We start from the raw sequence: 503 nt of genomic DNA, 5'->3' as shown, positions 1-503 counted from the left end.
ATGGTCAATAACACCATAGGCAACGTCAGCATGATGGTTCTTGTCGCGGTGTGTGTTATCTCTCTGGTTGTTTTGGTCTCTTGGTTCGGGCTAAAAACGTGGACAAACCGAGGCTTGAAGAATGTGCTGGTACGTTTATCCGCATTAACTGACCACGATTTTCGTGCCAAAGCAGATGAGATGGGCCCCTTTGAGTTAAAAGAGGTCGCACGCAAATTGAATCAGGTGATCGATTCAACACACGACTCTATCCAAACGGTTACACGTAACTGTGAGACGCTTTATCAAACCGCAGAAATCAGCCACGATGCAGCTGAGCAAACCAATGACGGTCTAACGACGCAAAACGAAGCGTTGGCGAGCATGGTGACTACGATTTCTCAGCTAGAGGCGTCCATACGTGAAATTGCGACAGTAACGAATGCTTCGTCAGAGGATTCATTACTTGCTACACGACATACCGAAAAAGGTGTCCAAGTTGTCGAGCAAAACCGCAAGCGGTT

1 pseudogene is annotated in these 503 nt (G+C 47.3%); it reads left to right on the top strand.

Going from position 1 to position 503, the window contains the following annotated elements:
- Positions 1-503: pseudogene (locus R8O11_RS31685) on the top strand (methyl-accepting chemotaxis protein); the annotation flags it as partial.

It is taken from the genome of Vibrio sp. 1288, assembly GCF_033344475.1.
The sequence above is the reverse complement of the archived record's forward strand: the minus strand, read 5'-3'. Positions and strand labels throughout refer to the sequence as shown.